Annotated in this window: 15 protein-coding genes; 4 read left to right on the forward strand and 11 right to left on the reverse strand. The window is 72.1% G+C overall.

From position 1 onward, the window contains the following. Nucleotides 1–8 precede the first annotated feature (8 nt). The 8 genes from AMK18_RS28820 to AMK18_RS28855 form a co-directional block, all read right to left on the reverse strand. The gene (locus AMK18_RS28820; protein WP_073865075.1) at nt 9–2147 is read right to left on the reverse strand and encodes a prolyl oligopeptidase family serine peptidase; all 2139 of its coding nucleotides are present in this window, start codon (nt 2145–2147) and stop codon (nt 9–11) included. A 68-nt stretch (nt 2148–2215) separates the two neighbouring features. Beyond that, the gene (locus AMK18_RS28825; RefSeq protein ID WP_018105101.1) at nt 2216–3808 is read right to left on the reverse strand and encodes an MDR family MFS transporter; all 1593 of its coding nucleotides are present in this window, start codon (nt 3806–3808) and stop codon (nt 2216–2218) included. A gap of 76 nt (nt 3809–3884) precedes the next feature. After that, the gene (locus AMK18_RS28830) at nt 3885–4487 is read right to left on the reverse strand and encodes an acyl-CoA-like ligand-binding transcription factor (protein WP_073865076.1); all 603 of its coding nucleotides are present in this window, start codon (nt 4485–4487) and stop codon (nt 3885–3887) included. 68 nt (nt 4488–4555) lie between these two features. Continuing rightward, on the reverse strand, nt 4556–5530 hold the full coding sequence (locus AMK18_RS28835; RefSeq protein ID WP_073865077.1) for a DUF6215 domain-containing protein: 975 nt from the start codon (nt 5528–5530) through the stop codon (nt 4556–4558). Nucleotides 5531–5616: 86 nt separating this feature from the next. Then, on the reverse strand, nt 5617–7659 hold the full coding sequence (locus AMK18_RS28840) for a beta-galactosidase (protein ID WP_073865078.1): 2043 nt from the start codon (nt 7657–7659) through the stop codon (nt 5617–5619). Between the two features lie 65 nt (nt 7660–7724). Continuing rightward, a complete protein-coding gene (locus AMK18_RS28845; protein WP_073865079.1) occupies nt 7725–9074 on the reverse strand; it encodes an ABC transporter substrate-binding protein in 1350 nt (449 codons plus the stop codon). Between the two features lie 64 nt (nt 9075–9138). Beyond that, the gene (locus AMK18_RS28850) at nt 9139–10068 is read right to left on the reverse strand and encodes a carbohydrate ABC transporter permease (RefSeq protein ID WP_073865080.1); all 930 of its coding nucleotides are present in this window, start codon (nt 10066–10068) and stop codon (nt 9139–9141) included. 6 nt (nt 10069–10074) lie between these two features. After that, nucleotides 10075–11001: a carbohydrate ABC transporter permease gene (locus AMK18_RS28855; RefSeq protein ID WP_073865081.1), complete on the reverse strand. Its 927-nt coding sequence runs from the start codon at nt 10999–11001 to the stop codon at nt 10075–10077. Nucleotides 11002–11319: 318 nt separating this feature from the next. Between AMK18_RS28855 and AMK18_RS28860 the strand changes: the two genes are divergently transcribed. Beyond that, a complete protein-coding gene (locus AMK18_RS28860) occupies nt 11320–12318 on the forward strand; it encodes a LacI family DNA-binding transcriptional regulator (RefSeq protein WP_073865082.1) in 999 nt (332 codons plus the stop codon). Between the two features lie 60 nt (nt 12319–12378). Here AMK18_RS28860 and AMK18_RS28865 read toward each other — a convergent pair whose 3' ends face one another. The 3 genes from AMK18_RS28865 to rhaI form a co-directional block, all read right to left on the reverse strand. Then, nucleotides 12379–13851, reverse strand: a complete 1473-nt coding sequence (locus tag AMK18_RS28865; RefSeq protein ID WP_073865083.1) for a rhamnulokinase — start codon at nt 13849–13851, stop codon at nt 12379–12381. A gap of 144 nt (nt 13852–13995) precedes the next feature. Continuing rightward, nucleotides 13996–16035 (reverse strand): bifunctional rhamnulose-1-phosphate aldolase/short-chain dehydrogenase, encoded by a 2040-nt coding sequence (locus AMK18_RS28870; protein WP_073865084.1) that lies wholly within the window; start codon nt 16033–16035, stop codon nt 13996–13998. A 91-nt stretch (nt 16036–16126) separates the two neighbouring features. Continuing rightward, entirely contained in the window at nt 16127–17293 is a 1167-nt protein-coding gene (gene rhaI, locus AMK18_RS28875) for an L-rhamnose isomerase (RefSeq protein WP_073865085.1), read from the reverse strand. A 410-nt stretch (nt 17294–17703) separates the two neighbouring features. On the opposite strand from rhaI, the gene AMK18_RS28880 reads away from it, so the two are divergent. Genes AMK18_RS28880 through AMK18_RS28890 form a run of 3 tightly spaced genes read left to right on the forward strand, consistent with a single transcriptional unit; the run spans nt 17704 to nt 21306 of the window. Then, nucleotides 17704–19233 carry a sugar ABC transporter ATP-binding protein gene (locus AMK18_RS28880; RefSeq protein WP_073865086.1) on the forward strand — a complete coding sequence of 510 codons (1530 nt, stop codon included), beginning with the start codon at nt 17704–17706 and terminating at the stop codon, nt 19231–19233. Next, entirely contained in the window at nt 19230–20285 is a 1056-nt protein-coding gene (locus tag AMK18_RS28885; protein ID WP_073865087.1) for an ABC transporter permease, read from the forward strand. The genes AMK18_RS28880 and AMK18_RS28885 overlap by 4 nt, the downstream gene beginning before the upstream one ends. Then, a complete protein-coding gene (locus tag AMK18_RS28890) occupies nt 20278–21306 on the forward strand; it encodes an ABC transporter permease (RefSeq protein ID WP_073865088.1) in 1029 nt (342 codons plus the stop codon). Before AMK18_RS28885 ends, AMK18_RS28890 begins: the two co-directional genes overlap by 8 nt. The last annotated feature ends 14 nt before the right edge of the window (nt 21307–21320 follow it).

Raw genomic sequence — 21320 nt, forward strand, 5'->3', positions numbered from 1 at the left:
CCCGGCCGTCAGACCCCCAACGACCTCCGCAGGAAGTCCCGTTCCAGGCGCAGCAACCCGCTCGCCGTGCGGTCCCGGCCCACCAGGTGACCGGCCCCGGACAGCGGCAGCACCGTGTGCGGGCGGCCCGCCGCGAGCAGGGCCGAGGAGAGGCGCAGCGTGTGCGCCACGGTGACGTTGTCGTCGCCGAGGCCGTGTACCAGCATCAGCGGCCGGGTCAGCGAAGCGGCCTCGTCCAGCAGCGAGTTGCGGTCGTAGTTCTCCGGCAGCACGTCCGGGTGGCCGAGGAACCGCTCCTCCCAGTGGGTGTCGTAGAGCCGCCGGTCCGCCGGGGCCGCGCCCGCCACCGCCGCGTGGAAGACCTCCGGATGCCGGAGCACCGCCGCTGCCGCCAGATACCCGCTGAACGACCAGCCGCGCATCGCCACCCGGGTCAGGTCCAGCTCGGGGCGGTCGGCGGCCACTGCGTGCAGGGCGTCGATCTGGTCGTCGAGCACGGCCGTCAGCCGGTCGCCGTGCACCGACTTCTCCCACGCCTCGCCGCGCCCCGGAGTCCCCCGCCCGTCCGTGACGAGCACGGCGAACCCCTGCTCCGCGAACCACTGGGCCACCGCCGTCCACCACGTCCGCACCTTCAGCACGACCTGCATGCCGTGACCGGCGTACGGGCTCAGCAGCACCGGCAGCGGTTCGTCGCCCGGCGCGTGCCAGGACGGCAGATAGAGGCGGCTGCGCAGCTCGCGCGCGCCGAGGCTCAGGGCCAGGGGACGCGGGACGACGAGCGGCTCCTCGGCCAGGACGGCGATCCGGCCCGCCTCCGCGCCGTCCCGGAGCACGCTCACCGTGTGGCCGTCCGGCGTACGGCTGTCGAGGACCACCACCGGGCCACCGACCGCGGCGGTGTGCACACCGGGCACGCCGGAGACCCGGACCGGGCCGCCCCCGGCCGTGTCGTACGACCAGACGTGGACCTCGGTGGGCTCGTCACCGCCCGTGAAGTACACCCGCCCGTCCGCCGCCCCCAGCACCTCGCGCACCTCCAGGCCCGGGGGCGTCGGAGCGCCGCCGATGTCCAGGCCCTGGGTGTCGCCGCCGGGGTGCGCGGGTACGACGAGCGCCCCGGACGGCAGGCGCAGCGGGGTGCCCGGGCGCAGGGCCACCCAGGCCGGGTCGTGGGCGCGGTGCACGGTCGTCGTGTCCCCGGTCGCCTCGTCCACCGCCAGCACATGCACGGAGCGCTGGTCCCGGGTCTGTACGGAGACCAGGGGCCCCCGGTCGTCCCAGTCCGCCGCCACCACGTACTCGAACGCCCGGTCCGTCCAGGCGGCTTCGGGGTGCCCGTCGCCCGCCGCTTCGGGGAGCCGGACGGGGGTGCGCTCGCCGGAGAGCCGCACGAGGTGCAGCGAGACCTTCGCGTTGGGGGTCCCGGCGGCCGGGTACGCCAGCTCGCGGGGCGGCCGTTCGGGGTGCGCGGGGTCGGTGAGATAGCGGCGCCGGACGCCGGAGGTGTCGGTGCGGGCGACCAGGAGGGCGTCGCCGCGCGGGGACCACCAGTAGCCGCGCGTACGGCCGATGGACTCCTGGGACACGTAGTCGGACAGGCCGTACGTGATGTGTGCGCCGTCGGGCCCGGCGACGGCGCGGTCGCCGGTGCCGTCCGCGCGTACCGTACGCAGCGCGCCTCCGGAGACGTACGCGATCAGCGAGCCGTCGGGGGAGGGGCGGGGGTCCACGGCGGGGCCGGCCGTCGGCAGGCGGCGGGGCGCGGTGCCGTCGGTGGGGACGAGCCAGAGGGCGCCCGCGAGGGCGAGGACCGCCAGGTTCACCGAGGCGTCGGTGGCGTACGAGACCACGCCGGACGACGTCTCGTGGGCGCGTTCGCGCCGGGCCCGCTCCTCCGGCGGGACCTCGCCGGGGCCCTCCTCCGTGAAGCCCGGTCCGAGCGGGTCGGCGAGCATCCGCTCCGCGCCGTTCCCGTACAGCCAGAGGCGGCTGACCGGGTCGGTGCCCGAGGTGCCCCGGACGAAGAGGATCCGCTCGCCGTCGGGGGAGACGGTGAACTGCCGGGGCACGCCCAGCGAGAAGCGCCGGGTGCGGGCGAACTGGTCGGGGAACGGGTCGGCGGGCGAGGCGGCGGGGTCTGTCATCTCGACACCATGACAGGTGGTGCGGCGCGGAAGCCGTCCGGGGCCCGCCGGGCCCCGGACGGCTGCCCTCAGTGCGCGGCCGGCTGGGCCGCCGCGGTCTCCTCCGCGAGGCGCTCCATGCCGCTCTGGGTGCGCAGCGGCTTCTCCTTGATGAAGAGCACCGCGACGAGCGCCAGGAACGCGAAGGGGGCGCCGATCAGGAAGACGTCGGCGGTGGCGACGCCGTACGCGTTCTCCACGATGACGCGTGCCGGTTCGGGCAGCTTGCTGAGTTCGGGGACACCGCCGCCGGTGCCGCCGCCGGCCGCCCCGCCGAAGCCCTTCTTCAGCTCCTCGGCCACCCGGTGGCCGAGGACCGCGCCGAGCGCGCTCGTCCCGATGGCGCCGCCGAGGCTGCGGAAGAACGACAGGACCGAGGTGGCCGCGCCGAGTTCGGAGGCGGGCACGTCGTTCTGGGCGGCCAGCACGAGGTTCTGCATCAGCATGCCGACGCCGACGCCGAGGACCACCATGTAGACGCTGAGCAGGCCGAACGAGGAGTCGGCGCCGATCGTGGAGAGCAGCCCCATGCCCGCAGTCATGATGATGCCGCCCGCGATGAGGAAGCCCTTCCACTTGCCCCGGGAGGAGATGATCTGGCCGGCCACGGTCGTCGAGACCATCAGACCGAGGATCATCGGCAGGCTCATCAGGCCCGCGATCGTCGGGGACTTGCCCAGCGAGATCTGGAAGTACTGGGAGAGGAACACGGTGCCGCCGAACATGGCGACACCGACCAGCAGGCTCGCCACGGTCGTCAGCGCGACCGTGCGGTTGCGGAAGATGTCCAGCGGGATGATCGGCTCCGCGACCCGGGACTCGACCCAGACCGCGGTGGCCAGGAGGACCACACCGGCGGAGACGAGTGCGGCGGTCTGCCAGGACGCCCAGTCGAAGCGGTTGCCCGCGAGGGTCACCCACAGCAGCAGCGAGCTGACCCCGCTCATGATGAGGACGGCACCGACGTAGTCGATTCGCACCTCTCGGCGGATCGTGGGCAGCTTCAGGGTCAACTGGAGCAGCACGATCGCGAGCAGCGCGAACGGCACGCCGATGAAGAAGCACCAGCGCCAGCCCAGCCAGGAGGTGTCCACCAGGACCCCGCCGATCAGCGGACCCGCGACCGTGCCGACGGCGAAGACGGCGCCGAAGATGCCGGAGTAGCGGCCGAGTTCGCGCGGCGGGATGATCGCCGCCATCACGACCTGGGCGAGCGCGGTGAGACCGCCCGCGCCGATGCCCTGCACGACACGGCTGACGATGAGCAGCCCGACGCTGTGCGAGAAGCCCGCGACGAGCGAGCCGACGACGAACATCGACAGCGAGAGCTGGATGAGCAGCTTCTTGTCGTACAGATCGGAGAGCTTGCCCCAGATCGGCACGGTCGCCGTCATGGCGAGCAGTTCGGCGGTGACGACCCAGGTGTACGAGGACTGGGTGCCGTGCAGGTCGGCGATGATCCGGGGCAGGGCGTTGGAGACGACCGTCGAGGCCAGGATGGCGACGAACATGCCGGCCATCAGGCCCGACATGGCCTGGAGTATCTGGCGGCGCGTCATGCCTGACGCGGCCCCCTCGGTCGTACCGGCGGCGCCGGTTTCGGGTGTGACGGCAGCGGTCATCGGCTGACGTTCCTCATTCTCTGGTGACTGGCTCCGCGCCCAGTGGTACGGGCGCGGAGGGTGGTGCGGTGGGGGCTCAGCCCTTCAGGCCGGCGGCCAGCGAGGCGAACGCCTCGCGGTACAGGCTCTGGAAGGTACGGGTACGGCCCGTGGCCACCCAGACCTCGACGGCGGCCCGCACGGCGGCGACGGCCACGTGCGCGAGGAGCCGGGGATACAGGTCGGTCTCGGGGTCCTGGCCGAGGCGTTCGGCGACGACGGCGACCATGGCGGTCTCGTCGGCGCCCCGGGCGGCCAGGAAGTTGGGGAGCAGGGCCGGGCTCTTCTTCAGCACCTCCAGCTGGAGCTCCCAGCGCTCGTGGTCCTCCTCGATGGAGGCGAGCTCCTGGGCGATGGCCTCGCTGAGGGCGTCGAGCGCGGTGAGGTGCTCGGGGGCGTTGAGTACCGCCCGGCGGGTCCGCTCGGCGTTCTCCTGGGCGGGGCGCGTGATCGCGTCCTCCAGGCACGGGAAGTAGTTGAAGAACGTGCGCACGGAGACGCCGACCGCCTCCGTGACCGCCTCCACGGTCACGTGCTCGAAGCCGCGGTCCGCGGCCATGCGCAGGGCCGCGCCCGCCAGGGCGTCACGCGTGGCGCGCTTCTTGCGTTCGCGCAGCCCCAGGGGCGGATCGTCGCTCATGAAGGTGCATGCTATGCAATTTTGCAGGCCGGGCAAAATTCCAGGACGGGGCCTGCCTGGGGAAGGGCCTACCGGGAGGCCGGGAGCGTCGGGAGGATCTTCTCCGCGATGCCGAGGATGACGTCGTCCTCGGGCAGGACCGCCCCGGACTCGCTCCACACGGTGAAGTCGAAGGTGCCGCCCGGGTCCTTCCGGTCGAGGGCCACGGTCAGCGTCCTCGCCAGCGGCCCTTCCGTGGCGGGGCTGGTGGATCCCACGCCCCCGAAGCGGAACTGCATGAGGTGGTCCGAGGTGAAGACCGCGGGCCGGCCGAGGACCCGGTCCGCCCGGTGGTCCAGCGTCTGGGGCGCCAGCACCTTCGTGTACAGGGCGATCGTCATGTCGTTGTACGTGGCCGAGAAGTCCACGGTGTACGTGTCGAACTGGACCCGGGCCTCCGACGCGGCGACCTTGTCGGCGGTCAGGGCCCCGGTGCCGCTGTTCCCGTACGCCACCCGCGGTGTCTCGCCGGGCGTGCCGAGGAGGGCCGCGAGGTCGGAGCGGTTGAGCGCCTTGCACAGGTCGGCGCCGGTGACCGCGCCCGGCGTCAGGGCGTACGCCTTCGGCAGCTTCTTCCCGGAGGCGTGGTCCGAGCAGGTGGCGGGCTCCTGGGCGGCCGCGGCCTCCCCCGTGACGCGGGGAGCCAGCCACACCGCGCCCACGAGCGCCCCGACCAGGGCCAGGGCCAGGACGGCCTGCGCCCAGGCGTTGGGCTCCTTCTGCCGTGGCGCGGCCGTGGCGGGGGCCGGAGCGGGGGCGGCCGACGGTCCGGTCTGCGGCGCCGGGATGGTCGCCACCGCGCTCCGGCGGGCGCGCCAGGCGTGGCGCACCGTAGTGATGCGGAACGCGGTGACGGCGATGACGGCCATGCCGAGACCGGCCATGAGCCAGTAGGACTCGTACACGGCGCGGATCGTGATGCCCACCCCGAAGACGGACCCGAACAGGATGAGCAGAGGTTCGCGTACCCAGAAGGGCAGAACGCGGATGATGAGACCGAGCACCCGGTGATCTCAGCAGAGCGTGATCATCTTCGCTGTGACGGAGGCCATAATTCCGGGCAGGTTCGGACCTGGGGGTCGAATCGTGATCAGCCGCCCGTCCGGCGCATCACGGCCACCCCTCTCGGCTCCAGCGTGAGGGCGCCCGCGGCATCGTCGTCGCCCAGCAGCACCTCGCCCGGAAGACCGGGGACGGTGACCGGCCGGTCGGTCCGGTTGACCAGGAACCGGAAGGTGGCGTCCGGTCCTCTGCGTACGGTCGTCTCGACCAGTCCGCGTACCGAGGGCGGCAGTTCGGCGTCCACCCCGGCCGCGTCGAGCAACCGGGGGAGCAGCTTCGCCAGGCCGTCGGTGCCGAGCCGGGTGGAGACGTATGCGGCGGAACCCTTGCCGGTCGCGCGCCGGGTGACGGCTGGGCGTCCGGTGTGCGCGCCGGAGCGGTACGCGGCAAGCACCTCGGTCTCCGGAGCGGTGACCGTGATCCGGTCGGTCCACAGGGTGCCCGTCGTCCCGTCGTCCAGCTCCGCCGTCCCGCCGGGGAGCAGCGGGCCGAACTCCTCGATGCGGATGCCGAGCAGGTCGCGCAGGGGGCCCGGGTAGCCGCCGAGCCACACATGGTCGTTCTCGTCCACGATGCCCGAGAAGTACGTGGTGACGAGGTGGCCGCCCTGTTCCGCGTAGTGCGTGAGCGCCTTGCCCAGGTCGGCCGGGACCAGATGGAGCACGGGCGCGATCAGCATCCGGTGGCGGTGGAGGTCGGCGCGGGTGGTGATCAGGTCGGCGCGGATTCCGGCGTCCAGGAGGGCGGTGTACCAGTCCAGCGCCTCCTGCCGGTAGTCGAGCAGGGAACTGGGGTGGGAGTCCTGCTCGGCGGCCCACCACGACTCCCAGTCGTACAGGATGCCGACCGGGGCCGGTTCGCGGACACTGCCCGCCACAGGGGCCAGCTTCTCCAGGGTGGCGCCGAGTTCGCACACCGACCGGAACAGCTCGCTGTCGGCGCCCGCGTGCGGGAGCATCGCGGAGTGGTACTTCTCGGCACCGGCCGCCGACTGGCGCCACTGGAAGAAGCAGACCGCGTCCGCCCCGTGGGCCACGTGCAGCAGCGAGTCCCGGGCCAGATCGCCGGGCGCCTTCGCGACGTTGACGGGCTGCCAGTTGACAGCGCTGGTCGAGTGCTCCATCAGGAACCACGGCAGACCGCCCGCGATACCGCTGGTGAGGTTCGCGGAGAGGGACAGTTCGTCGCGGTCCTGCGCGCCGGGCCGCACATAGTGGTCGTTGGAGACGAAGTCGATCTCGTCCGCCCAGTCCGGGTAGTTCATGCCGCGCGTGCCGCCCATCACCATGAAGTTGGTGGTGACGGGGATGCCCGGCGTGAGCTCGCGCAGGATGTCCCGCTCCGCGCACAGGTGCTCCTTGAGCATGTCCGAGGAGAACCGCTTGAAGTCGAGCTGCTGGGTCGGGTTCGGGTGGGAGGCGGCCAGGCGCGGCGGCAGCACCTGGTCCCACGCGGTGTACTGCTGGGACCAGAAGGCCGTGCCCCAGGCGTGGTTGAGCGCGGTGAGGGTGGTGTACCGCGCCTCCAGCCAGGACCGGAACGCGTGGGCCGCGTCGTCGGAGTAGTCGTAGACGTTGTGGCAGCCCAGTTCGTTGCTGACGTGCCAGGCGACCAGGGCCGGATGCCCGGCGTAACGCGTGGCCATCCGCCGTACCAGGGCGAGCGCGTGGCGGCGGAAGACCGGCGAGGTCGGCCGCCAGTGCTGGCGGGCGCCCGGCCAGACGGTCTCCCCGTTCGCCGTGCGGGGCAGGATCTCGGGGTGCGCGGTGGTGAGCCAGGGCGGCGGGGACGCGGTGGCGGTGGCGAGGTCGACGCCGATCCCGTGCGCGTGCAGGAGATCCATGACCTCGTCGAGCCAGGCGAAGTCCCAGGTGTCCGGGGCCGGTTGCAGACGGGCCCAGGAGAAGATGCCCACGGACACCAGATTGACGCCGGCCCGGCGCATCAGCCGGACGTCCTCCTCCCACACACTGCGGGGCCATTGCTCGGGGTTGTAGTCGGCGCCGTACACGAGACGGGGGCCGGGGTCGCCGTCCGTGCCGCGGGGGCCGGACAGGAGGCGGGAGATCATGACGGTCCTTCCGGTATGGCATCCGGGGGCGGCGCGGACGGTCGCCCACGCCGCCCCCGGACGTCCTACTTCTCGACGGTGAAGCCCTGCTCGTCGCCGTACTTGGCGGACGCGTCCTGCCAGGCCTTCAGGCCCTGGGCGAGCGTCGTGCCGGAGACGTACGCCTTGCCGGCGGTGTCGTTGAAGACGGAGTTCGCGTACACCTGGTACGGCAGGTACGACCAGTCGTCGGGCACGGCGGCGGCCGACTGCGCGAAGACCTTGTTGGCCTGCTGTCCGCCGAAGTACGGGAACGCGGTGTCCTGGAACGAGGAGGACTCCAGCTGCGCGGTGGTGGCCGGGAAGGCGCCGCCCTTCACCCGGGTGTCGACGCCCTTCCCCGCGTTGGCGTACTCGATGAACGCGTAGGCCAGCGCCTCGTGTCCGCCCAGCTCGGGCAGGGAGAGGGCGCTGCCGCCGTTCTCCGCGCTCGCCGTGGCGCCGGCCGTCCACTGGGGGAGCGGGGCGACGCGCCAGTCACCGGACGCGTCCTTGACGCCGGATGCCAGATTGGCCGGCATCCACGCGCCGATGGCCAGCGTGGCGATCGTGCCGTCGCCGAGGCCCTTGTACCACTCGTCGGACCAGCTGGTGACCGGGGCGACCAGCTTGTCGTCCAGCAGCTTCTGCCAGGTGGAGGTGTACTTCGCGGCGCCCGCGTCGGAGAAGTCGATGCGCACCTTCGTGCCGTCGACCTCGTAGGGGCGGGAGCCCGCCTGCCACAGCATGCTGGTGGTGAACCCGGCGTCCCCGGTGTCGTTGGTGATGTACGCCTTCGGGTCCGCCTTGTGCAGCTTGCGGGCGGCGGCCACGTACTCGTCCCAGGTGGTGGGCACCTTGATGCCGTGCTTGTCGAAGACCTTCTTGTTGTAGAAGAGGGCCATCGGGCCGGAGTCCATGGGCAGCCCGTACAGCCCGTCCCCGCCTGCCTTGATGCCGTTCCACGGGCCGGGCGAGTACTGGCCGGCGAGCTTGTCCGCGCCGAACTTCTTCAGGTCGGTGAGCTGCTTGGTCAGCGCGTACTGGCCCATGGCGTAGTACTCGATCTGCGCGACGTCGGGCACGCCCTTCTTGGCGGCCATGGCGTTCTGCAGGGCCTTGTACTGGTCGTTGCCCGTACCGGCGTTGACCAGCTTCACCTTGACCTTCGGGTGCTCCTTCTGGAAGTCGGCGGCGACCTGCTTCAGCGTCGGCTCCCAGGCCCAGACGGTGACGGTCCCTCCCTTCTCCAGGGCCGCTTCGACATCCGCGGCGGACAGCTTGTCGGGCCCGGAGCCGGAGTCGTCGGATCCGCCGCAGGCGGTGAGCGTGCCGGCCAGGGCCAGGGCACAGACGAGGCCGGTGCCGCGCAGCAGGCGGCGTGAACGCTGGGACATGGTCGTTCCACTTCTTCGAGGAATGAGGAATGGGGATGAGGCGCGGAGGGGGAGCGGCGGAGGGCTACTCCTTGACGCTTCCGGCGGCGAGTCCCGACTGCCAGTACCGCTGGAGCAGCAGGAACGCGGCGATCAGCGGGACGACCGTGATCAGGGAGCCGGTGATCACCAGGTGGAACACGGGCTGCCCGCCGGCGGTCGCGGCCTGCGCGTTCCAGCTGTTCAGCCCCAGGGTCAGCGGGTACCAGTCGGGGTCCTTGATCATGATCAGGGGCAGGAAGTAGTTGTTCCAGGTGGCCACCATCGTGAACAGCGAGACGGTGACGATGCCCGGGGCCAGCAGCGGCAGCGCGACCTGGAAGAAGGTCCGCAGCTCCCCGGCCCCGTCGATGCGGGCGGCCTCCAGGAGTTCCGCAGGAATGGCCTCACCGGCGAACACCCACATCAGATACAGGCCGAACGGCGAGATGAGCGACGGGATGATCACCGCCCACGGGGTGTTGGTGAGGCCCATGTTGCTGAACATCAGGAACGTCGGCACGGCCAGCGCGGTCCCCGGGACGGCGACCGCCCCGATGACCACGGCGAACACCGCCCGGCGTCCGGGGAAGTCGAACTTCGCCAGCGCGTAGCCGCCGAGGACGGCGAGGAGGGTCGCTCCGCCCGCGCCGAGGCCGACGTACAGCAGGGTGTTGAGCAGCCAGCGGGTGAAGACGCCGTCGTCGTACGTGAACGTCTGCCGGATGTTGTCCCAGAGCGCGAAGTCGCCGTCGAACCAGAGCCCGAAGGAACGGGACAGCCCCTCCTGGGTCTTCGTCGCGCTGATGAGCAGCCAGACCAGCGGGATCAGGCTGTACAGCAGCACGAGCCCGGTGAGCAGGGTGAGCAGGACGCTGCGGCGGCGGGCCCTCGGGGATCGCGGGCGGCCCGTCGTGCGCAGCCGGGGCGCCGAGCCGCGCGTCCGGGGGCGGGCGGAGGTCAGGGTGCTCGTCATCGCGGATCACGCTCCCTTGCGCATGCCGCGCAGCTGGACGACGTAGGCGACGACCATGGTGAGCAGGCCCATGACGATGGCCACGGTCGCGGAGTAGTTGTGCTGCTGGCCGGAGAAGGACAGCGAGTACGTGTAGAAGTTGGGCGTGTAGTCGGTGGTGATGGCGTTCGGCGCGAGCTTCTGCAGCACGCTGGGCTCGTTGAAGAGCTGGAAGCTGCCGATGACCGAGAAGATCGTCGCGATGACGAGGGCCCCGCGCAGTGCGGGCAGTTTGATCGCGGTGATGACGCGGAACTGCCCCGCGCCGTCGATCTCGGCGGCCTCGTACAGCGAGTGCGGGACGACCCGTAGGGCCGAGTAGAAGATCAGCATGTTGTAGCCGGTGAACTCCCAGGTGACGATGTTGCCGATCGAGGCGAGCACGAGGTCGGGGGAGAGCGGGTCCGGCAGCGAGACGCCCAGCACCGAGTTGATGTCACCGACGAGCCCGAAGCGCGTCCCGTACATGAACCCCCACATGAGGGTCGCCACGACGGCGGGCACCGCGTACGGCAGGAACACCGAGATGCGGAAGAAGCTCTTGCCGTACAGCCGCCCGCTGTCCAGGGCCAGCGCCACCAGCAGCGCGAGGCCGAGCATGACCGGCACCTGGACGCACAGGAACAGCGAGACGCGCCCCGCAGCCGCCCAGAAGTCCGGGTCGCTCAGAGCCTGTTCGTAGTTGTCGAGCCCCACGAACGAGGTGCCGCCGATCAGCCGGTCGCGGAAGAGGCTGAGGTAGACGGAGTACGCGATCGGGGCCAGGAAGACGAGGGCGAAGACGCCCACGAAGGGGCCGATGAACGCCCACCCGGCCCACGAGCGGCGGTCCCGCCGAGCCGGGGGCGGGGCGGGCCGCGGATCCGCGGCTGCCGGGGATAGCAGCGTCGTCATGGTCGTTCCTCGCTCATCCGGGTCGGGACCTGGGGCACGGCCCGGCACGGGCGGCCGGGCAGCGCGCAGAGGGAGATGGTTGCGTAAACATCCCGCACGGCGATGTGTCGGCGGCTGCTATGTTTGCGTAAACATCGGGTGGCGGAATGTCTACACTGCCCGAACGGTGCGGTCAAGAGTCCCGGGGCGGCCGGGGCACGGACGGCGGGTGGCGGACAGAGAGTGGACATGGCTGAGCAAACCTCCCCGAACGCCCTTGGGGCGCCCGGGAATCCGGTGCGTGGCCCGGGCCGACGCGGGGCGCGGACGACCGCGTCGATGGCGGACGTGGCACGGCTCGCGGGCGTCTCCGCGCAGACCGTCTCCCGGGTCTCCAACGGTTACGCCGGGGTCAACGAGGAGACGCGGCGCGCGGTCCTGGACGCGATGAAGGAGCTCGACTACCGGCCCAACAGCGCGGCCAGGGCGCTCAAGCGCGGCGAGTTCCGCACCATCGGCGTCATCACCTTCTCGCTCGCCACGACGGGCAACGTCCGTACGCTGGAGGCCATCGCCACCGCCGCGGCGCGCGAGGGGTACGCGGTCACCCTGCTGCCCGTGGCGCTGCCGACTCAGGACGAGGTGCGCGGCGCGTTCTCCCGCCTGGAGGAGCTGGCCGTCGACGCCGTGATCGTCATCATGGAGGTCCATCTGCTGGACGCCGTGACGATCACCCTGCCGCCGCATGTGCAGGTGGTCGTGGTCGACTCGGACGCCGGGGACCACTACACGGTCGTGGACACCGACCAGGCCGGCGGCACCCGCGCCGCCGTACGCCATCTGCTCGACCTCGGGCACGACACGGTCTGGCACCTCGGCGGGCCGGAGGACTCCTTCGCCGCCCAGCGCCGCGCCGACGCCTGGCGCGCCGCGCTGGCCGAGGCGGGCCGGACGGCGCCGCCGCTCGTCCGGGGCGACTGGTCGGCCGAGTCCGGCTACCGCGCGGGCCTCGAACTCGCGGAGGCGCCCGGCTGCGGCGCGGTGTTCGTGGCCAACGACCAGATGGCTCTCGGGCTGCTGCGCGCCCTGCACGAGAGGGGCCTGCGCGTGCCCGAGGACGTGAGTGTCATCGGTTTCGACGACATCCCCGAGGCGTCCTCCTTCCTGCCGCCGCTGACCACGGTCCACCAGGACTTCGCCGAAGTGGGCCGGCTGTGCGTGGACGCGGTCCTGCGGAAGGTGCGCCAGGAGGAGCCCGAGCGGGGGACGACGCTCGTCCCGACCCGGCTCGTCACGCGCGCGAGCACGGGTCGGCCGGGCCGGCGGGACGCGGAGTGACGCGTCCCGCCGGGCGGTTGCGCTGACGCGGGGCCGTCGCCGCGGAGGGCGCCGCCGGGGTCAGCGCGGCAGGGCGGGCTCCGGGACCACCCGGGCGGCCGCCGCGTCCCAAGCGGCCCGGTCCCCGCCAGGGGCGTAGTGGCGGAGCTCCTGTGTGGTGGCGACGAGCCGCCGCATCGCGGGGAGGTCGCCGGCCAGGCCGTGGGCGCGCGCCTGCACCAGGATGTTGCCGAGGGCGGTCGCCTCGGCCGGGCCCGCGACGACCGGGAGGCCGGTGGCGTCGGCGGTGAACCGGCACAGCAGCTCGTTGCGCGAGCCGCCGCCGACCAGGTGGACGTGGGTGATGTCGCGGCCGGCCAGCCCGGCGGCCTGCCGCAGCGCCCTGCGGTGGGCCAGCGCCAGCGATTCGAGGATGCACCGCACCATCTCGCCCGGTTCCCGCGGGACCGGCTGTCCGGTGCGGCGACAGTACGCGCGGATGCGCTCCGGCATGTCGCCGGGGGCCATGAACGCGGGCGAGTCGGCGTCCACCAGGGAGGCGAACGGCCGGGCCCGGGCGGCGTCCGCGAGCAGTCCGGGCAGGTCGGCGGCGAGCCCCTGCCCCGCCCAGGTGCGGCGGCACTCCTCCAGGAGCCACATGCCCATGATGTTGCGGAGGTAGCGGATCGTGCCGTCCACCCCGCGCTCGTTGGTGAAGTTCGCCTCCCGGGAGGCGTCGGTCACCACGGGCGCGTCCAGTTCGAGACCGGCGAGCGACCAGGTCCCGCACGAGATGTACGCGAAGTCCCGGTCCGTCGCGGGCACAGCGACGACCGCCGACGCGGTGTCGTGCGAGGCGACCGCCGTCACGGCGGTGCCGGAGGGCTGCCCGGTGTACTCCGCCACGTGGGGCAGCAGCTCCCCGGCCGGGTCGCCCGGTGCGCGGAGCGGGGGCAGCAGACCGGCGTCGATGCCCAGTCCGTCGAGGACACGGGCGGACCAGGTACCGGTGTGCGCGTCGAACAGGCCCGTGGTCGACGCGTTCGTCTCCTCCGCGCCGAGCGAGCCCGTCAGCCAGTACGTGAAGAGGTCCGGCATCATCAACAGGGTCTTCGCGGACCGGAGTTGGGCACTCCCGGCGGCCGCCGCCAGCTGGTGGACGGTGTTGAACGGCAGGTGCTGGAGCCCGGTGATCCGGTACAGCTCCGCCGCCGGGACGCGCGGCCACACCGCGCGGGCGGCGACCCCGTCCGTGCGGGCGTCCCGATAGTGGAACGGCTGCCCCGTCAGCGCCCCGTCGGCGTCCAGCAGCCCGTAGTCGACGGCCCAGGTGTCGATGCCCACGGAGTCGACCGGACCGGCCGCGCGCAGCCCGTCCAGGATGCCCTGGTGCAGGGCGAGGACGTCCCAGCGCAGGCCGTCCGGGAGGCGGACGGGGGTGTTGGGGAAGCGGTGGACCTCGGTGAAGTCGAGGACGCCGGGGCCGGCACGGCCCACGATGACCCGGCCGCTCGTGGCACCCAGATCGGCGGCGGCGAAGGTGAGGTTGGGCATACGGGCTCCGAGAAGGGATGAGGGAGAGGCGGGCGGGGCACGAGGGACGGCGGCTCCGGGACGGGTCCGCGGACGCGTCGGCGTACGCCCTGGGCCGTGTCCGACTTTCCGGACACGGCCTGGCACCCCGCCTGCCCGCCGAGGTCAGCGCAGGAACGCGTTGGCGACGCCCGCGTCCACCGGGATGTGCAGCCCCGTCGTGTGGGTGAGGTCGCCACCGGTCAGCGCGAACACCGCGTTGGCCACGTGCTCGGGCAGCACCTCCCGCTTGAGCAGGGTGCGCTGGGCGTAGAACTCGCCGAGCTTCTCCTCCTCGATCCCGTACGTCGCCGCCCGCTGCGCGCCCCAGCCGCCCGCGAAGATGCCGGAGCCGCGCACCACACCGTCCGGGTTGACGCCGTTGACCCGGATGCCGTCGCCGCCGAGCTCGGCTGCCAGCAGACGGACCTGGTGGGCCTGGTCGGCCTTGGTGGCGGAGTAGGCGACGTTGTTGGGGCCCGCGAACACCGCGTTCTTGGAGGCGATGTAGACGATGTCCCCGCCCATGCCCTGGGCGCGCATCAGCCGGGCCGCCTCGCGGGAGACCAGGAAGGAGCCCCGGGCCATGATGTCGTGCTGGAGGTCCCAGTCCCTGGCCGTGGTCTCCAGGAGCGGCTTGGAGATGGAGATGCCGGCGTTGTTGACGACCAGGTCGACCCCGCCGAAGGCGAGCGCCGCGCTCCGGAACGCCTCCGCGATCTGCTCCTCCGACGTCACGTCCACCGTCACCGCGACGGCCCGGTCCGGCCCGCCCAGCTCCTCCGCCACCGCCGCCGCGTTCCCCGCGTCGAGGTCCGCGACGACGACGCACGCCCCCTCGGCCACCAGGCGGTGCGCGATGGCCTTGCCGATCCCGCTGCCCGCGCCCGTCACCAGGGCGACCCGGGTGGCCAGCGGCTTGGGCCTCGGCATCCGCCGGAGCTTGGCCTCCTCGAGCGACCAGTACTCGATGCGGAACTTCTCGGACTCCTCGATGGGCGCGTAGGAGGACACCGACTCGGCGCCCCGCATCACATTGATCGCGTTCAGGTAGAACTCGCCCGCCACCCGGGCCGTCTGCTTGTCCTTGCCGAACGAGAACATCCCGACGCCCGGGACCAGCACGATCGCCGGGTCGGCGCCGCGCATCGCGGGGGAGTCCGGCGTGGCGTGCCGGTCGTAGTAGGCGGCGTACTCCGCGCGGTACTCGGTGTGCAGCTCCCGCAGCCGCGCCTCCACGGCGTCCGGCCCGGCGGACGGCGGCAGGTCGAGGACCAGCGGACGGACCTTGGTCCGCAGGAAGTGGTCCGGGCAGGAGGTGCCGAGCGCGGCGAGCCGGGGGTGCTCCGCGCCCGCCAGGAAGTCCAGGACCGCCGGAGAGTCGTCGAAGTGGCCCACCTGCGGCCGGTCCGTGGAGGCGAGGCCGCGGATCAGGGGCGCGAGGAGGGCCGCGCGTTCACGCCGTCCGGCCTCGTCCAGGGGCGCGTTCGCCGCGACGGCCGGGCCGAACGGCTCCGCCCTGCCGCGCTCCGCCAGGAACTCCTCGGCGGTGCGGATGATGAAGAGGGAGTTGGCCTCGCACTCCTCGGCCGTGTCGCCCCACGCCGTGATGCCGTGGCCGCCGAGCACACAGCCGACCGCCTCCGGATGGGCCTCCTTCACGGCCGCGATGTCCAGGCCGAGCTGGAAGCCGGGGCGCCGCCACGGCACCCACACGACCCGCTCCCCGAAGCACTCGGCGGTCAGCTTCTCGCCGTCCGCCGCGCAGGCCAGCGCGATGCCGGAGTCCGGGTGCAGATGGTCGACGTGGGCGGCGTCCAGGAGCCCGTGCATCGCGGTGTCGATGGACGGCGCCGCGCCCCCCTTGCCGTGCAGGCAGTAGTCGAACGCGGCGACCATCTCGTCCTCGCGGTCCACGCCCGGGTAGACACCGGCGAGCGCCCGCAGCCGGTCGAGCCGCAGCACGGCGAGGCCGCCCTCGGTGAGCGTGCCGAGGTCGCCGCCCGACCCCTTGACCCACATGAGCGGGACCTCGCCCCCGGTGACGGGGTCGGTCGTGGCGCCCTTGGCGGAGGTGTTGCCGCCGGCGTAGTTGGTGTTGCGGGGATCGGCGCCGAGCCGGTTGGAGCGGGCGAGCAGCGCGGCGACCTCGGGATGGATGGCCATCGGTCGATCAGTCCTTCGGTGGGAGACGTACGGGGAACGGCAACGCGGAGGGGCGCGGCTGCGCCCGTCGGGGGCCCGGCGGGGCGGAGGCTCAGGCGCCCCACCCGGCCTGCTCGCCGCCGACCCGCTCGGCCTCGATGCGCTGCTGCCAGCCGGAGGCCGCGTAGGCGGCGACCGGGTCCGCGGCGAGCCCGCGCTCCTCGCGCCACTCCGCGAGCAGCGGACGTACATCGGTGTTGTACGCGTCCATCAGCGCGGCGTTCGCCGCCAGCACGTCACCCGTGCGCTGGGCGTCGGCGAGGGCGTCGCGGTCGACGAGGAGCGCCTTGGCGGTGGCCTCCTGGACGTTCATCACGGACCGGATGACCGCCGGGATCTTCGCCTCGATGTTGTGGCACTGGTCGAGCATGAACGCCACGTTCGTCTCCGGGGCGAAGCCCCCGTTCTGCGCGACCTCGTGCAGGATGCGGAACAGCTGGAACGGGTCGGCGGAGCCCACCATCAAGTCGTCGTCGGCGTAGAAGCGGGAGTTGAAGTCGAAGCCGCCGAGCTTCCCCTCGCGCAGCAGCAGCGCCACGATGAACTCGATGTTGGTCCCGGGGGCGTGGTGCCCGGTGTCCACCACGACCTGCGCCTTCTCGCCCAGCTTCATGCACTGCATGTAGGAGGTGCCCCAGTCCGGCACGTCCGTGGTGTAGAAGGCCGGCTCGAAGAACTTGTACTCAAGCAGCAGCCGCTGGTCGTCGCCCAGCCGCTCGTACACCGCCGCCAGGGACTCCGCGAGACGGTCCTGCCGGGCCACGATGTCGTCCTGACCGGGGTAGTTCGTGCCGTCCGCGAACCACAGCTTCAGGTCCTTCGAGCCGGTCTCGTCCATGACGTCGACGCAGTCGAGGAGGTGCCGCACGGCCTTGCGCCGCACCTGGGGGTCCGGGTGGCAGACGCTGCCCAGCCGGTAGTCGTCGTCCTGGAAGGTGTTGGAGTTGATCGCGCCCAGTTCCAGGCCGCGTTCCTTCGCATGGGCCGCGAGCGCCGCGTAGTCGTCCACCGCGTCCCACGGGATGTGCAGGGACACCTTGGGGGCGATGCCGGTGAACTCGTGGACCTTCGCCGCGTCGTCCAGCTTCTCCCGCGCGGTGCGCGGCACGCCGGCCCGGGCGAAGACCTTGAACCTGGTACCGGAATTTCCGTAGCCCCAGGACGGGGTCTCGATCCGCTGGGCGGCGAGTGCGGCCTTCACGGCAGCGATGTCGGGCATGTTCACCTCTGGAAGTACGGGGCGCCCCGGGCGGGCTCTGCGGTCATCGATGATGAATCGATTCACTGTGGCGGTGAAACTAGCCCCCGGCCCGGAGGGCGTCAAGGGGGTATGGCGTGCAATCCGCCCCGGGGAGCGGCGAGTCGGGAAGCCGTGCGGCGCTCGCCGCAGACGCCGATCCGGCTACTCTGCGCTGGGCGAATGCGCACATACCGTTCGAGAGTGACAGCGGAACGACCCGGATTCCGCTCGACCCCTTGACCCTCGGCGCCGGGCGAGGCTAATTTCCGGGCAACCTCGTTGAAACAATTCAGCTCGACGGGTGGCGGGCGCACATTCGCCGGTGCGTCTCCGAGCCGCTTTCCGAGCGCTTTCCGAGCCACTGTCTGCACTACTCACGGAGACACGCAATGACGCATCCAGAACCGGAGCGGAATCCGGTCCTCGCGCTGGAGGGGGTGAGCAAGTCCTTCGGCGCCGTGCGCGCCCTGCGCGGGGTGTCCCTGCGGCTGTACGCCGGTGAGGCGCACGCCCTGGCCGGTGAGAACGGGGCCGGGAAGTCGACCCTGATCAAGACCCTGGCCGGGGTGCACCGCCCCGACAGCGGTTCGGTCCTGCTCGACGGCGCTCCGGTGGAGTTCCACGGCCCGGCCGACGCCCGGGACGCGGGTGTCGCCGTCATCTACCAGGAGCCGACGCTCTTCCCCGACCTGTCGATCGCCGAGAACATCTTCATGGGCCGCCAGCCCCGGCGCTCCTTCGGCCGGGTCGACCACCGCGCGGTCAAGGACGCCACCGGCGCGCTCTTCCGCCGGCTCGGCGTCGACCTCGACCCGGACCAGCCCGCCCGGGGCCTGTCCATCGCCGATCAGCAGCTGGTCGAGATCGCCAAGGCCCTCTCCTTCGAGGCCCGGGTCCTGATCATGGACGAGCCGACCGCCGCCCTCACCGGCAGCGAGGTCGCCCGCCTCTTCGGCGTCGTGGAGACCCTGCGCGAACAGGGCGCGGCCGTGCTCTTCATCTCGCACCGCCTGGAGGAGATCTTCGGGCTGTGCCAGCGCGTCACGACCCTGCGCGACGGCGCCTGGGTGGCGAGCGAACCGCTCGACGGACTCACCGAGGACGACCTCGTGCGCCGCATGGTCGGCCGCGACCTGGACGAGCTGTACCCCAAGCAGGACGCGGAGATCGGCGAGGTCGCCCTCGACGTCCGGCGGCTCACCCGCGAGGGCGTCTTCACCGATGTCTCCTTCGAGGTGCGGCGCGGCGAGATCGTCGGGCTCGCCGGCCTCGTCGGCGCCGGGCGCAGCGAGGTCGCCCGCGCCGTCTTCGGCGTCGACCGGTTCGACGGCGGCGAGGTGCGGGTGCTCGGCCGCACGCTCAAGCCGGGCGCGCCGAGCCTCGCCATGCACGCCGGGCTCGCCCTGGTCCCGGAGGACCGGCGCGCCCAGGGCCTGGTGATGGACATGTCCATCGAGCGGAACATCGGCCTCACCGGCTTCGCCGACACCAGCCGGGCCGGGCTGATGAACCGGGGCGCCGAACGCAGCCGCGCCGTGGACTGGGCGGTCAGGCTCCAGGTCAAGTACGCGAAGCTCGCCGACGTCGTCGGCACCCTGTCCGGCGGCAACCAGCAGAAGGTGGTCCTGGCCAAGTGGCTGGCGACCGGGCCGCAGGTCCTGATCGTGGACGAGCCGACCCGGGGCATCGACGTCGGCACGAAGGCCGAGGTGCACCGCCTGCTGTCCTCGCTCGCCGCCGAGGGCGTCGCCGTCCTCATGATCTCGTCCGACCTCCCGGAGATCCTCGGCATGGCCGACCGGGTGCTCGTGATGTACGAGGGCCGGCTCACCGCGGAACTGCCGCGGTCGGAGGCGGACGAGGAGACCGTGATGGCCGCGGCCACCGGCCGTACGGCCCCGGGAGGGAAGGCGGCATGACCGTGACCACGCGACAGGCGGACCCCGCGACCGCCCCCACGGGCGAGGCCCGCAAGCGCTTCATCGACCACGTCTTCAAGATCCGCGAGTTCGCCGTGGCCGGCGTCCTCGTGGTGATGCTCGCCGTCACCCAGCTGACCAACACCGAGTTCCTGTCCGAACAGGGCGTGAAGGACCTCCTCCTCAACGCGACCATCCTCGCGCTGGTGGCGACCGGCCAGGCGGTCGTCGTCATCACCCGCAACGTGGACCTCTCGGTCGGCTCCGTCCTCGGCATCTCCGCGTTCGCCGCGGGCGACTACCTCCAGGGCGGCGGCAACTCCCTCGTCGCCGTCCTCTACGCGATCGCCGTCGGCGCCGTCTTCGGGGTCCTCAACGGCGCCCTGGTCAGCCTCGGCAAGGTGCCCGCCCTCGTCGTCACCCTCGGCACCCTGTACGTGGTGCGGGGCATCGACTCCATCTGGGTCGGCTCCGGCCAGATCGTCGCCGCCGACCTGCCCGACGGCTTCGTGGACTTCGGGCACGACGGCCTGTGGGTCGTCCCCTATCTGGCGCTGCTCGCCCTCGCGGTCCTGCTCTGCGTCGGCTTCTACCTCCGCCACTACCGCACCGGCCGCGACCTGTACGCGCTCGGCTCCAGCCCGGAGGCCGCCGTCCTCGCGGGCGTCCAGGTCCGCAAGCGCGTCATGACCGCCTACGTCCTGTGCGGCGCTCTCGCCGGGCTCGCCGGCGCGCTCTACCTGGCCCGCTTCGGCAACGTCGACTCGGCCACCGGCAGCGGCTACGAGCTCACCGTCGTCAGCGCCGTCGTGGTCGGCGGCGTCGCCTTCACCGGCGGCTCCGGCACCGTCTACGGCGCCGCGCTCGGCGCCCTGCTGCTGACCTCCATCAACAGCGTCCTGCCGGCCCTCGGCGTCAGCTCCGTCTGGGTCACCGCCATCAACGGAATCCTGCTGCTGCTCGCCATCGCCGTCGACCGGATCCTGGCCCTGCGGGTCGCCGCCGTCCTCCGCAAGCAGGCCGCACAGATGAGGAGCGCCCGCCATGCCTGAGCCCGTCAAGAACTCCCTGGCCTCCCGCCTCAGCGGCTCCGTGCGCTGGGACACCGCCGTCGGCGCCCTGCTGATCGTGCTGCTGCTCTGCTCGTTCTCGTTCGTGGACAACTTCGGGAACGCGCTCAACGTCTCGTTCCTCATCGGCAACACCCTGCCGATCGCGCTGATCGCCCTGCCGATGACGATGCTCGTCGTCTCCGGTGAGGTCGACCTGTCGGTGGGCTCCACCGTGGGACTGTCCAGCGCCGTGATGGGCGCGCTGTGGAACAACGGCATGGCCATCGAGACGATCATCCCGCTCTGCCTGCTCCTCGGCGTCGTCTGCGGTCTCGTCAACGGACTGCTGGTGACCCGGCTGGGGCTGCCGTCCCTCGCCGTCACCATCGGCACCATGGCCGCCTACCGGGGCATCGCGCAGATCGTCCTCGGCTCCGACTCGGTCACCGACTTCCCCAGCCAGTACCTCGACTTCGGGGCCGGCCGGTTCGGCGACACCTTCGTCCCGTACGCCGCGCTGCCCCTGGTGATCCTGATCGCCGTCGCGGTCGTCGTGCTGCACGCCACCCGCGTGGGCCGCTCGCTGTTCGCCGTCGGCGCCAGTGAGGAGGCGGCCCGGTTCTCCGGCATCCGCGTCAAGCGGCTCAAGCTGTCGATGTTCGTCACGACGGGCGTCCTGTCCGCGCTCACCGGCGTCTTCTGGACCCTGCACTACGCCAGCGCCCGCTTCGACAACGCCACCGGCCTGGAGCTCTCCGTCATCGCGGCCGTCCTGCTCGGCGGCATCGACTTCGACGGCGGCAAGGGCACCCTCGGCGGCGCCATCGCGGGCGTGTTCCTGCTCGGCACCCTCCAGAACGTGATGAGCCTCCTCAACGTCTCCGCCCAGTCCCAGATCCTCGTCACCGGCGTCCTGCTCGTGATCTCGGTCCTCGCCCCGCGCCTCGGACGGCAGTTCGCCTCGGCCAGGGCCCGCCGAAGGACCGCGGCCGCGCCGCCGCCGGTCCCCGCCGCGCCCTGACCGGGCACCGGCGC

Source organism: Streptomyces sp. CB01249 (assembly GCF_001905735.1).
Classification (GTDB): domain Bacteria; phylum Actinomycetota; class Actinomycetes; order Streptomycetales; family Streptomycetaceae; genus Streptomyces.